14 protein-coding genes are annotated in these 12,158 nt (G+C 65.0%); 9 read left to right on the top strand and 5 right to left on the bottom strand.

Translation table 11 applies throughout. The features are described from left to right. The first annotated feature begins 4 nt into the window (after positions 1–4). The 5 genes from OG874_RS12260 to OG874_RS12240 are packed head-to-tail and all read left to right on the top strand — an operon-like array spanning position 5 to position 5,304. Complete coding sequence (locus OG874_RS12260; protein WP_330255246.1) at positions 5–1,051, top strand: MlaD family protein; 1,047 nt, start codon at positions 5–7, stop codon at positions 1,049–1,051. After that, a complete protein-coding gene (locus OG874_RS12255) occupies positions 1,048–2,217 on the top strand; it encodes an MCE family protein (RefSeq protein ID WP_330255245.1) in 1,170 nt (389 codons plus the stop codon). The genes OG874_RS12260 and OG874_RS12255 overlap by 4 nt, the downstream gene beginning before the upstream one ends. 13 nt (positions 2,218–2,230) lie before the next feature. Then, positions 2,231–3,340: an MlaD family protein gene (locus OG874_RS12250; protein ID WP_330255244.1), complete on the top strand. Its 1,110-nt coding sequence runs from the start codon at positions 2,231–2,233 to the stop codon at positions 3,338–3,340. Next, complete coding sequence (locus OG874_RS12245) at positions 3,337–4,623, top strand: MlaD family protein (protein WP_330255243.1); 1,287 nt, start codon at positions 3,337–3,339, stop codon at positions 4,621–4,623. Before OG874_RS12250 ends, OG874_RS12245 begins: the two co-directional genes overlap by 4 nt. A gap of 42 nt (positions 4,624–4,665) precedes the next feature. Continuing rightward, positions 4,666–5,304 (top strand): hypothetical protein, encoded by a 639-nt coding sequence (locus OG874_RS12240; RefSeq protein ID WP_330255242.1) that lies wholly within the window; start codon positions 4,666–4,668, stop codon positions 5,302–5,304. Positions 5,305–5,351: 47 nt separating this feature from the next. On the opposite strand, the gene OG874_RS12235 is transcribed toward OG874_RS12240, so the two are convergent. Then, a complete protein-coding gene (locus tag OG874_RS12235) occupies positions 5,352–5,582 on the bottom strand; it encodes a cytochrome C oxidase subunit IV family protein (protein ID WP_330255241.1) in 231 nt (76 codons plus the stop codon). Positions 5,583–5,774: 192 nt separating this feature from the next. On the opposite strand from OG874_RS12235, the gene OG874_RS12230 reads away from it, so the two are divergent. Beyond that, positions 5,775–6,368 carry a TetR/AcrR family transcriptional regulator gene (locus OG874_RS12230; RefSeq protein WP_330255240.1) on the top strand — a complete coding sequence of 198 codons (594 nt, stop codon included), beginning with the start codon at positions 5,775–5,777 and terminating at the stop codon, positions 6,366–6,368. A gap of 18 nt (positions 6,369–6,386) precedes the next feature. Next, positions 6,387–6,989 (top strand): TetR/AcrR family transcriptional regulator, encoded by a 603-nt coding sequence (locus OG874_RS12225; RefSeq protein WP_330255239.1) that lies wholly within the window; start codon positions 6,387–6,389, stop codon positions 6,987–6,989. 362 nt (positions 6,990–7,351) lie between these two features. On the opposite strand, the gene OG874_RS12220 is transcribed toward OG874_RS12225, so the two are convergent. Then, positions 7,352–8,005 (bottom strand): TetR family transcriptional regulator, encoded by a 654-nt coding sequence (locus tag OG874_RS12220; RefSeq protein WP_330255238.1) that lies wholly within the window; start codon positions 8,003–8,005, stop codon positions 7,352–7,354. 85 nt (positions 8,006–8,090) lie between these two features. Between OG874_RS12220 and OG874_RS12215 the strand changes: the two genes are divergently transcribed. Beyond that, on the top strand, positions 8,091–8,810 hold the full coding sequence (locus OG874_RS12215) for an alpha/beta hydrolase (RefSeq protein ID WP_330255237.1): 720 nt from the start codon (positions 8,091–8,093) through the stop codon (positions 8,808–8,810). Between the two features lie 9 nt (positions 8,811–8,819). On the opposite strand, the gene OG874_RS12210 is transcribed toward OG874_RS12215, so the two are convergent. The 3 genes from OG874_RS12210 to OG874_RS12200 form a co-directional block, all read right to left on the bottom strand. Beyond that, positions 8,820–9,488, bottom strand: a complete 669-nt coding sequence (locus OG874_RS12210) for an ABC transporter permease (protein ID WP_330257271.1) — start codon at positions 9,486–9,488, stop codon at positions 8,820–8,822. Positions 9,489–9,625: 137 nt separating this feature from the next. Next, positions 9,626–10,600, bottom strand: a complete 975-nt coding sequence (locus OG874_RS12205; RefSeq protein ID WP_330255236.1) for an aliphatic sulfonate ABC transporter substrate-binding protein — start codon at positions 10,598–10,600, stop codon at positions 9,626–9,628. Beyond that, positions 10,597–11,364, bottom strand: coding sequence for an ABC transporter ATP-binding protein (locus OG874_RS12200; protein WP_330257270.1), 768 nt, complete (start codon positions 11,362–11,364; stop codon positions 10,597–10,599). The genes OG874_RS12205 and OG874_RS12200 overlap by 4 nt, the downstream gene beginning before the upstream one ends. A gap of 225 nt (positions 11,365–11,589) precedes the next feature. Here OG874_RS12200 and OG874_RS12195 point away from each other — a divergent pair, with 225 nt between their 5' ends. Next, positions 11,590–12,042, top strand: coding sequence for an aldo/keto reductase (locus OG874_RS12195; RefSeq protein ID WP_330255235.1), 453 nt, complete (start codon positions 11,590–11,592; stop codon positions 12,040–12,042). The last annotated feature ends 116 nt before the right edge of the window (positions 12,043–12,158 follow it).

The following is a 12,158-nucleotide window of genomic DNA, read 5'->3' as shown; positions in this document are numbered from 1 at the left end:
AATCATGTCGCGGCTGAAGCAGATCTGGGCGCGCGGGCGCGGGCGGCTGGAGACCCCGAACAAACTGCTGATCGGCGTCATCGCCGTGACGGTCCTCGTGATCGCCGTCGGCGCGACCGTATTCATCAAATCGCTGCACCTCGGCGAGACCACGTATCGGGCCAACTTCGCCCAAGCCGCCGGCATCGCCGTGGGCGATGGGGTGACCATCGCGGGGATTCCGGTCGGCACCGTCACCGACACCAGCCTCGACGGCGACCATGTCGTGGTAACCATGAAAATCGAGCGCGACGTAACGCTCGGCGCGGAGACCAAGGCCGCCATCAAACTGACCACACTGCTGGGATCGCGCTACCTCGAGCTGCGGCCCGCGGGTACGGGCGATATTCCCGGCCACACCATCGCGCTGTCGCATACGGAGGTCCCCTATGACCTGCAGACCGCGTTGCAGGCCGCCACCACTACCTTCGGCCAGATCGATGCGGACCGGATCGCGCAGTCGATGACGGCGCTGTCGAACCAACTGCGGGGCGCTCCGGCCCTGATGCCCGAGGTGCTGCAGAACGTCAATTCTCTCGCGACCGTTATCGCGCAGCGGCGCACCCAGATCGGCTCACTGCTCACCAGCACGAGTCAGGTGACGACGATGCTGCAGAACCAGCAGGCCGAGCTGGCATCGATGGTCACCCAGGGCCGTGATGTGCTGGGGCAGCTCATCTCTCGGCAGCTGGCCATCAAGGGACTGCTGGATGCCACGACGACGCTGGTACATCAACTCCAGCCGATCGTGGTGCAGGACCGGCCCGAGATCGATCAGCTGCTCACCAATCTGACCACGCTTACCCAGATGTTCGCCGGGCACGACGATCTGTTGCGCAACATTCTGCAGGTCCTGCCGGTGCCGTGGCGGCTGTTCGCCAATGCCACCGGAACCGGGCAGGAGATGGTGGGTAGCGCGACCGACGGCGCGTTCATCGACTCGTTCATGTGCGCCCTCAGCGCGCGCGCCGAACAACTGAATATGAAGCCGTACTACGAGGACTGCAAATGAATACAGCATCGCGCAGCGATTCCTCGAGGGGTGGCGATCGCGCGACGGGTGGGCGTACTGCACTGCGCGCGGTGAAGCTGGTTGTCATCTCCGTCGCCGCAGTACTCGCCGGATGCGCGAGCGGCCCGCTCGGCGGACCGGGCGACCAATCCCGCACGATCACCGCACATTTCGAGAATGCGAACGGGCTGTATACCGGCAATGCGGTGTCAGTGCTCGGTATGCGGATCGGCAAGGTTGTCAGCATTCAGGCACACGGGTCCTATGTCGAGGTCACGATGTCCATCGACAAGCCGACCAAGATTCCCGCCGACGTGCAGGCCGTCACGATATCGGATTCGGTACTCACCGATCGGCACGTGGAATTGACGCCGGTCTACCGGAACGGGCCGACGCTGCCCGACCATGCCGTACTCCCGATCGATCGCACCAAGACGCCAGTGGAGTTCGAGAGTTTGTTGTCCATGGCCGACAAACTGGCCAAATCTCTCGGCGGAGATGGTGCGGGCAATGGTCCCATCGCCGACCTGATGCAGGTCGGCTCGGCCATGACCGTCGGCAATGGGAACGCCATGCGCGACGCCCTGACCGAACTGTCCCGAGCGCTGCAGCTCAGCGGGGACGATGGCGCCGCGACCAAGGACGCGATCACCAAGGTGGTCACCAATCTCGACACCCTGACCACGATCGCCGCGCGCAACGATCAGACACTGCGCCAATTCGGCTCCGGGATCGGACAACTCAGCGACCTGCTCGCCGAATTGAATCTGGGCAAAGGCGATACGGGCGCGAAACTGAACGAAATCATCGTCGCGGTGGCCGATCTCCTGCAAAGGAACCAGCAGAACCTCACGACCCTGGCATCCGGCTCGAACACGATGACGAAATCCATGGCCGACTACAACGACAATCTTGCCGAATTCCTCGATGTATTCCCGCTGGTGACCGATAACGCCTACAACGCCATCGACCCCGACGTCGGCGCTCTGCGCGCGACCGTCGACCTGAACAGGTTGCTGCTGGATGGTCAGATGCTGAAAGAAGTCTGCAACCTACTCGGTCTGAAGCAGCTGGGCTGCGCCACCGGAACGAAAGCGGATATGGGACCGGATTTCGGAATCGCCGCAATGCTCGAAGCGATGGCGGGCCTACCGCCCGTCAAATAGAGGTGCTCGAAATATGACGATATTCGGACTCAAACGTGGCCTCGCGGGCGGCGCGCTCGCCTTGACCCTCTCGTGCACCGCGTGCTCGGTGCGCCTGGACAGCCTCCCCCTGCCCGCGCCCGGCGTCGACGGCGACAGCTATTCGCTGACCGCGACCTTCTCCAACGCGCTCAACCTGCCGATGAAGGCGAAGGTGAAATTGAACGGCGCCGATATCGGCGAGGTCGAATCGATGGTGGCGAAGGACTACACCGCGGTGGTGACGATGCGGATCAGATCGGGTGCGCTGCTGCCGGCCGGCACCACCGCCGAACTGCGATCGGCCACTCCCCTCGGCGATGTCTTCGTAGCATTGACGCCGCCGCCGCACCCGGATCCGAGCGCCGCGAATCTCGGCGACGGCGCGAGCATCCCGCTGCCGTCCACCGCCGCGGCGGCCACCATCGAAGAGGTGCTGACCAGGGCGGCGCTGCTGGTCAACGGCGGCGCCATCGCGAACGTCACCGAACTGGTGAACAACTTCGGCGCGGCGGTGGGCGGGCGCGGTGATCGCCTGGCCGAGCTGATCGCCCAGACCAGGCAGTTACTGGCCGGACTCGCGGCTCGGTCCGACCAGATCCGGGATGTCCTCGCGACGATGGGCACCCTGAGTTCCACTTTGGCGGCTCAGCAATCGGCTATCGCCGACGCCAGCGCGGCCGCCGGACCCGCGCTGCAGGTCATCGGCGACAACACCCAGAACCTGGTCGACCTCATTGGTCGTATCAATCAGATGGCACGACAGCTCGCCCAGTTCCCATCCATCAACGGCAGCAACAACCAGAGCCTGATAGCGAACGTCAACCTGCTGGCCCAGGACCTGAACAATGCGGCGGAAAGTCCGAAGGCGAATCTCGACACGCTCAACCTGATCCTCCCGATGATCCTCAAAGTCATCGACGCGCAGTCCTCGCACGTCTACGCCGATATCGTCCAACTGGCCATCGGCGCGGTACCGGACCCGAATTTTCCGGGCGATCCCGGTGCCCGAGTGCCGGACCAATCGGACTGGGCGAATTTCGTCGGATCGCTGGCATACACCCTCAACAGGTTGAATCAGCGACTGAACGGACCAGGCCGATGAACGCGGCGAACAATCGGGGCGGCCTGCTGGAACCTCCCGCACGGGCATTGGTATGGGCGACAAAACGACTGGTGCGATTCCGACTACTACTGTCCGGCGTCGGTCTCGTGCTGACGTTCCTCGCCGGTGGTGGCTATCTCCTGCTCGGCACGCTGCAGATCAACCCGCTCGAATCGCGATATCGGGTACGTGTCGAACTGGCGCAGTCCGGCGGGCTGCTGCCCGATCAGGACGTCACGCTGCGCGGCGTGCGCGTCGGGCGGGTGCAGTCGGTCGACGTGACAGGTGACAAGGTGCTCGTGGTCGCCGAGATCGACCAACGCACGAAAATACCTGCGACAGGCGGTGTTCGAGTCGCCGCCCTCTCGGCCGCGGGCGAACAGTTTCTGGACTTCCTGCCCTCGACCGACAGCGGCAGGTACCTATCGGACGGCGAGCTGATCACCGCGGAGCGGACCTCGACACCGACCACCATGGCCGAGGTACTGGGCGACCTCAATGGCACGCTGGCCCAGATCGATCCGGCCGAACTCCAGGCCATTATGGGCGAACTCGGCGTGAGTGCGGATGGTCCGAACAAGTTGGCGGCGATCCTCGACGGCGGCATGTTCATGATCTCGACGCTGGATTCCGTACTACCCCAAACGGTAAGCCTGCTACACAACAGCAAAACGGTGCTGACCACCCTCGGCGAGGCCGGCACCGTGCTCGGATCGACCGGACACAACCTATCCGAAACCATGAGCGGTGTCGCGGCCATGACCGGCGGATTCGGCACTCTCGTCGACAACACCCCCGGCCTGCTGACCACAGCGGACCAGATCATCGCCAACAATTCACAGACCATGGTTCAGCTGCTCGGCAACCTGGCGACGGTATCGCAGATGTCCTATCTGCACATCCCGGCCCTACAGGAATTCTTCTTCCCGCAGCAGCGGACCGGCTCGACCCTCGACGCCGTTTCCACCGCCATCCGCGACGGCGGCGTCTGGGCGCTGGCCAGCCCCTACCCGCGCTATGCCTGCGACTACAACGTGCCGCGACGGCCGGGAACCATACCCGACTTCCCGGAACCGTATCTGCATGCGCGCTGCCCGAATCCGGACCCATCGGTCCTGGTGCGCGGCGCGGCGAACGCACCGCGCCCGCCCGGCGACAACACCGCGACCACGCCCCCCGGCGTGGATCCACTCGCGACAGCGGACCCGACACCGGCCGGACCGTTCACAATTCCGACCCCCTACGGCGGTGCGAACGCGCCGCTGCCGATTCCGACCAAGTGAGCAGTTCGCTGTCGGAACCGGTGACGATCAGGAGAGCACATCATGCGAGAAACCACGACAGCGACGGCCGAACGCGACACCGCCGACCAGATAACCACCGAGCCGGACGATACTGCCGCATCTGTCGACGACGCCGAGCCGGAATCTCTTCCTGCGCAGGATCTTACGGACGATACGAAAACGACAGCACCTCGATGGCGTCGATGGCTGCCCCAGCGAGTCGATGCGCTCCTGCTGCTCATGGTGGTGGTCTCGACCGTCTTCGCGGCGATATTCGGCTGGAAGCTACACACCCACAACGACATCGACGCCGCCGGCGCGCAGGCGCTGGCGGCCGCCCAGCAATACGCGGTGACCCTGACCAGCATCGACTCCGACCATATCGATACCGGCTATGCGGCCGCCATGAACGGAGCGACCGGCGGCTTCAAGGATATGTACACCAAGTCCGCCGATCAGCTCAAACCCCTGTTGATTCAAGCCAAATCGGTCAGCAAGGGCCGGGTCGTCGCCGCGAGCGTCCAGTCCGCCTCGAAGAACCAGGTCGTGGTGATGCTGTTCGTCGACGCGGAAATCACCAATGTCACCAACCCGACGCCCCGCGTCGACCGCAACCGGATCCTGATGACCATGGATCGAGTCGGTGACCGCTGGCTGGCCAGCAAGGTGGATCTGCCCTAGACGGCCCTAGACGAGGTAGATCGCCAACACGCTCCCCCACAGCGAGATCAGCCACATATCGGTGCCGTGCGTAGCCACGCCGGGCCGGTGCGCACCTCCATGAAATGCCGAATGATGAAGCGCGCCTCGAGCAAGCCCATCGCCACGACCGCGATCGTGATCACGGTAGCGGGCTCGATACCAGCGCCGGTGCCCTCGGTGCCGAGCCACCACGACAGTATCGTGATCGCGCACAACAGGATTCCGACGTTGGTGATCCGAGCGGCAGTCCGGTTCATCACTCACCTCATCACATAGACCAGCGCGAAAATGGCGATCCAGAGCAGATCCACCATGTGCCAGGCATAGGTGAACTGCAGCGCGCGCTCGGCACGGTCCCCGCGTACTAGCCGATCGGCTATCCGGGCCAGGCTAGCTGATCGGCTAGCCTGCTAATAAGAGGAACAGAGCCGATCGGCTACCCTCATGTCGTGAGTTCCGCATCCGGTGTGCCGACCACCCCCGTCCCGGCCGGATATTCAGCCGCGCAGACCCGGACGATTGCCGCCGCGGTCGGATTGTTCGCCCGGCACGGTGTCAGCGGGACGTCGTTGCAGATGATCGCGAATGCCATCGGCGTCACCAAAGCGGCCGTCTACCACCAGTTCAAGTCGAAGGACGATATCGTTCTCGCCGTCGCCCGCATCGAACTCGCGCGGCTCGCCGCCGCGGCCGACGCCGCCGAGGCCGCAGGCGGGGAATCCCCGTCGGCGGCGCGAGAAGCACTGCTCACCCAGATGGTCGACCTCGCCGTCGAGCGACGTCACTGGGTCGGCGCGTTGCAGACCGATCCGGTGATGATCCGGTTCCTGGCCGACCACGAACCGTTCCAACGGCTCATGGACCACCTCTTCTCGGTGCTGGCCGGCGCGGATGCCGATGCCGACGCGCGGGTACCTGCGGCGATGTCGTGGGCGGCCATCGGCGGCGCCACGCTGCACCCGTTCGTCGTCGACCTCGACGACGAGGCGTTGCGCCGGCACCTCATGCCGCTGGCACGACGCCTGTTCCAGCTGCCCGACTGACAGAAAGACAGCGACCACATGGCATCACCGCGAAGGATCGGCGCGCCCGACGCCAAGAACCGCATCGTGCTGATGGACGCCGCGGAGCAACTGATGCTCGACGAGGGATACGCGGCCGTGACCTCGCGCAGCGTGGCCCGCAAAGCCGGGCTCAAGTACCAGCTCGTCCACTACTACTTCCGCACCATGGACGAGTTGCTGCTCGCGGTCTTCCAGCGCCGCGCCGAGGCGGGACTGCAACGGCAGGCCGAGGCGCTGGCGGGGCCAAATCCACTGCGGGCGTTATGGGAGTTCAACACCGAAGCGGCCGCAGTGGCGCTCACCATGGAATTCGCCGCGTTGGCCAACCATCGCAAGACAATTCGCGCCGCGATCGCCGAATACTCCACCCGATTCCGCGACGCCGAGATCGCGGCGCTGCGAACGTTGTTGCGGCGCTACGATATCGATACCGAGATGTGGCCGGGCCCCGTCGTCGCGGTCGCGATGGCGAGCATGTCGCGATTTCTGGTGCTCGAAGAGTCGCTCGGGGTGACCGGCGGCCACGCGGAAACGTTCGACTTCGTCGAGAAGCAGATCCGGCGCTTCGAGGGAACACCGGATGATCGCCCATCGGCGTAGGTCGCCACTCGGTCGACCCCGCGTGCTCACGACGCCGCGGCCGGCGCCGGCCACGAAAACGACTTTGCACATGCGGAATTCCTTTCAAGCACCGCACCGAATGTTGTGTCGCAAATTGACGTGCCCTCCCCTCCGTCGTCGACTTCCACACTCACACCGACTCGCAAAAGAGAGAATTTCTTCGTAGGAGAACAGGATCCAGGGATAAAACTTTCCTCCCCTGCTTTCTTGCATTCGGTGCCACACTGGCTGTCATGACTGGCGAAGTACATCGCAACGAGCAGCTGCGCCAGAGAGTCAACGCGGCAACGATTCCGAACGAGCCGATCAGCAGGTGAACCGCGTCGACGAGCTCGACGAGCTCACCGGATAGTGGCCGGTGGCGCCGCCCGAGGAGTATCTGTCTGGGCGGTGGCATCGAGCTCGATGCGGCGGAGATGGGTCGCCGTGGCATCGGATTCGTTGTTGGCGGTCAGCCGGTGGACGGCCAGCTCGAGGGTGGGCAGGATCTCGGTGATGTCGAGTGCGCCGTCGACGTAGCGGCCGATGAGCCCGTAACTGAGATTGGTCAGTATGCGGCCGAGATCGTCGGCGTAGCCGGGATCGGCACCGGCCAGGACAGCGCCCGCGGCGGGGAGAAGCGCGGCGAAGCCCTGGGCTTCGAGCCGTTGCCCGCCCGGCCCGGAGCGGGCGCGATGGTAAACCTCGAGCATCCGCGGATTGCGTTCCCACGGTTCGAATACACAGCGGAACAGCCGTATCAGCCCCTCCGACAGCGTCTCCGCTGGTGTCGGAGCGGCGAGGTCGGCGTAGCCGGCCCCTGCCATCCACTGTTCGATCGCGGCGACGATCAGTTCGTCCCTGGTGCCGAACAGCTTGTACACCGTGGCGAGCGATACCCGGGCGTCGCGCGCCACTTCCTGCAGATACAAGCCGTCGTATCCGCCGCGCTCCAGCGATTCCAGCACCACGGCGAGGATTCGCTGTGCAGTCTCCGATTCCTGCCCTGCGCCCACACTCCTAGAGTAATCTGATTACTGAGTAATCAGGTTACTCGATACATAACTCTCTCTGTTTGAGAGCAGCAGTTTCGGGAGTGAGATGGCTACGTTTGTTCTGGTACACGGCGGTGGGCACGGCGGGTGGTGCTATCGGCCGGTAACCCGGTTGCTGCGCGCGGCGGGCCACGAGGTGTACGCCCCGACCCTGTCGGGGCTGGCCGAGCGCGCGCACCTCCGCCTCGCGGATATCGGTTTGGACACCCACCTTCAGGATGTGGCGTCGCTGCTGCATTACGAGGACCTGCGGGATGTGATCCTGGTCGGGCACAGCTACGGGGGCATGGTCATCACGGGTGCCGCGGACCTGGCCATCGACCGGGTCGGCCGCCTGGTGTATCTGGACGCCGCCAATCCGGTCAACGGCCAGTCCCTGGTCGATGTCGCGGGTCCGATCATCGAGGCGACCCGGCCGCTCGGTGAGATCGTCGATGGGGTCGAACTGGTCCTGCTCCCGACCGAGGACGCGGGCCTTTTCTACGGGGTCACCGATGCCACGGACCTGACATGGATGCAGGCGCGGCTGACCAGCCACCCGTGGCGGTGCTTCGAGGACAAGCTCGATCTGCGCAACGAGGACGCCCTGTCGGCACTGCCGCAGTACCACATCGTCTGCACCTCGACGCTGACCACGCGTGACCCGGCCCTGATCGAGGACGCCCGGGCAGCCGGACGCCTGTGGGCCATCGACACCGGACACGATCTGATGATCACCGAGCCGCAAGCGGTGGCCGACGCGTTATTGGAGATCGCGACCAGTTGAACTACCGGTTCAAGCTCGTCGCGCAACGACCTTGCGTTCCACCACACCGAAGAAGAAGTCACTGGCCTTACCGAGCATTGCCAGCAGCACGATCGCCAGCAGCATCACATCGGTGCGCCCGGTGTTCTGACTATCGATGAGCAGGAACCCGAGCCCCTTCGACGACGCGATGAGTTCGGCCGCAACCAGAAACAGCCAGCCGTTGACCAAGCCGAGGCGTAACCCGTTCAGCACGGCCGGCGCGGACGCCGGAAACATGATCCGGACGAGCAGCGCCGGGCCACGCAATCCGTAGGCCCGGCCGACCTCGATCAAATGCGGATCGACGTGGGACAGCGCCGAAGCCGTCGTCGTATAGACCGGGAAGAACGCACCGATCGCGACGAGCACGATCTTCGGTTGCTCGCCGATCCCGAGCCACAGCAGCAGTAGCGGCACCCACGCCAACGACGGCACCGTACGAAAGGCCTCGACCGTCGGAGCCAAAACATTGCGGACCGTGCCGGAGATGCCGACCAATGCACCGAGCCCGAGTGCGACGGTGGCGCCGACCACGTATCCGATGATCTCGCGCTGCACGCTGATCGCCAGATGACTCCAGAGTTCCCCGCGCCCGGTCAGCTCACCGACCGCGGCGGCGACATCCGCGGGCGGTGGGAGCTGACTCGGGGAGTACATCCCGGTCGAGGTGACGAACTGCCACAATCCGAGCAGCACCAGCGGCAATGCCAGACCGAGCGCCGCCCGCTTCCACCCGGGATTCGGAATCGAGCGGGCCGGATCGCGGCTCGTGATGTCCTGCTGCGGACCAGCGGTCATCGTGCGCCCTGCGCGGCGAACTTCGGTTCGATCAGGGAATCGAGTGCGGTCCGCGCGGCACTCTCCGAACGCACGCTGCCGTCGGCCGCGATAATGGGCACGACCCGATCGAGCACGGCCCGCTGGGCTTCGCCAGGTACCGGATCAACCGTCAATACGGTCCGCTCGAGCTCTTCGGCGGCAACGGCCGTGGAAATCTTCGCCTCCCTGGCCAGCAGGGCGGCGAGTTCCTCGGGATGCTGCCCAGCCCAGGTCCTGGCCTGCGCGTAAGCGTCGAGGACGGCCTGCACCAGATCCGGATGGTCGGCAATGAAGTCTTCGCGGGCATTGAGCACGCCGTAGGTCAAGAAATCCGGGTTCCGGTACAGCAGGCGGGCCCCGTCCTCTTGACGCGCCTGCGCGAGGTACGGGTCCAGACCGGCCCACGCATCCACATCGCCGCGTTCCAGCGCCGTCTTCCCGTCGGCATGCTGCAGATTGACAACCTCCACGTCCTTGCCGGACAGCCCCGCGGCGGCGAGTGCCTGCAGCAGGAAGAAGTAGGCGTCGGTGCCCTTCGTCGCGGCAATCTTCTTGCCCCGCAACTGAGTCGGATCGCTGATCGCGGAATTTCCCGGCACCACCAGCGCGACCCACTCGGGCTTGCTGTAGATGCCGACAGCCTTGATCGGAGTGCCGTTGGCGCGCGCGAGCAGGGCCGCGGAACCGGCGGTCGATCCGAGGTCGATCGCTTTCGCGCGCAGGTTCTCATTGGCCTTGTTACTGCCCGCCGACTGCACCCAGGTCGTCGTAATTCCCTTGTTCTCCAGCAGCCGTTGATCGCGGACGACAAGGCTCAACGGGTTGTAATAGGCGTAGTCCAAATGGATCTCGCGGGCGCCCGACCCGCCGGACCCCTCGCCCGCTACGCACCCTGATACGGCGGCGGCCAGCACGACGACCATGGCGGTCAGCGCGGTGCGGAATTTCATCGAATGTGCTCCTTGATGGCGCTGCGGCTGGGCACCCCGAGCCGGTCGAGCAGGATGGCGCGAAGTTCGACCAGTCGCTGGTCGGATCGTTCGCGAGGACGGGTCTCCGATACATCGATCACTGTCCCGACGGTGGAACCCTGCTGTTCGAGCCCGGCAGACTCGAGCAGGACGACGCGGTCGGCGAGCACCAGTGCCTCATCGATGTCGTGGGTGACGAGCACGACCGTCGTTCCGACATCGCGTTGCACCTGCTCCAGCAGGTTCTGCATGCGCAGCCGAGTCAGTGCGTCGAGTGCGGCGAACGGCTCGTCCAGCAGTAGTACGCCAGGTCGGCGGACGAGGGCACGGGCCAATGCGGCGCGCTGCGCCATACCGCCGGATATCTGGCGCGGCCGATGCTTCTCGAAACCGCGCAGACCGACGACCTCGAGCCAATGCCGCACCGCCGCTTTACCTTCCGCCCGTGTGATCCCCACCGGCAACCCCAAGGCCACATTGCCGGACACGTCCCGCCACGGCAGCAGGCGCGGCTCCTGGAAAACTACGGCGCACCGTGGGTCAATACCGGCGACGCCGAGTCCGTCGACGCGCACCTCGCCGCTGGTCGGTTGCTCCAAACCGGCGATGACTCGCAGCAACGTCGATTTACCACTACCGGAAGCGCCGACCACCGCGACGATCTCGCCCGGTTCGATATCGAGGTCGATCTCGCGCAACACCGCCGTGGCACCGAACGCAAGGCTCAGTCCGCGTATCGAGATCGCCGCGGGACTGAGGATGGTCGAGGTCACCGTTGCACGTTAGGAACCCGCCACGGTCACCGCCAGCATTAGAAAACCGGTGATCGAAATGTCCGTATACCGAATCCGGTCCCGGTTTCGAGATGGCTTGGCGCAGAGTAGCGTTCTCACTTCTGGCAAACTTGAACTCCATATCGGCAAGCCGGATTAGCTCAGCACAAAGGACGGGTCAGGCGTGGACACCGGATGGCGATGATTCCATGGAGCCCCCTCGCGGGCGGCTGGCTGACCGGAAAGTACCGGCGGGGCGAACAGGCGCCTGCGGGGTCGCGTTTCGACCCGAACAGTCCGTTCATGCAGGGCAGATTCAGCCACGCGGACGAACTCGCCGCCCCAGTCCGCTTCGATGCCGTAGAGGCTCTGCGCGGCATCGCCGACCAGGCCGGTATCTCCCTGACCGCATTGGCCCTCGCTTTCGTCGGCAGCCATCCCGCCGTCACCTCGACCCTGGTCGGGCCACGCACCATGCGGCATCTGGACGACGCGCTCGCGTCGGCGGAGGTCCGTCTCGACAATGATGTGCTCGACGCCATCGACAAGATCGTCCCGCCCGGCACCGACATGCCAGGCATCGACCACTTCATCGAGTACCCGGCGCTGCGGCCGGAGTCCCGGCGGCGCCCGCATCGAGAATCATGAAGCCGAACCGCCACCGGACCCACCATCCCGGTGCGCGTCCGTTGGGGCGGAACCATCGGCCGCTTGTGCGAGAATCTACAACGATCAGCAGCCCGAATGGACTCCGGGTCGGGCGG

This window comes from Nocardia sp. NBC_00565, from assembly GCF_036345915.1.
Classification (GTDB): Bacteria; Actinomycetota; Actinomycetes; order Mycobacteriales; family Mycobacteriaceae; genus Nocardia.
The sequence above is the reverse complement of the archived record's forward strand: the minus strand, read 5'-3'. Positions and strand labels throughout refer to the sequence as shown.